The following is a 249-nucleotide window of genomic DNA, read 5'->3' as shown; positions in this document are numbered from 1 at the left end:
TGTCCAAGTCACCGTAGTAATTCCGATTGGAAAACTTGATGGTGCATTATTGGTAACTGTGATTGTGCCTGTGCAGTTGTCCGTTGTTGTTGGAGTTCCTAAAACAACTCCCGTAGCAGCGCATGAATTAACATCGGCTACAGCCGTAACATTTGACGGACAGGTAATTGTTGGTTTTTGGGTATCGCTAACTGTTACCGTTTGTGTACACGTTTGTGTATTTCCCGAAGCATCTTTTGCTGTCCAGGT

1 protein-coding gene is annotated in these 249 nt (G+C 44.2%); it reads right to left on the bottom strand.

Annotated features, from left to right (window positions below; all coding sequences use genetic code 11):
* Positions 1 to 249: HYR domain-containing protein (locus RT99_RS20125; RefSeq protein WP_042566548.1), on the bottom strand; the 249-nt coding region annotated here is incomplete at both ends.

This window comes from Flavobacterium sp. MEB061 (assembly GCF_000834715.1).
In the GTDB taxonomy this organism is placed as follows: domain Bacteria; phylum Bacteroidota; class Bacteroidia; order Flavobacteriales; family Flavobacteriaceae; genus Flavobacterium; species Flavobacterium pectinovorum.
Note: the sequence above shows the minus strand (reverse complement) of the source record. Positions and strands in the feature narration are given on the sequence as shown.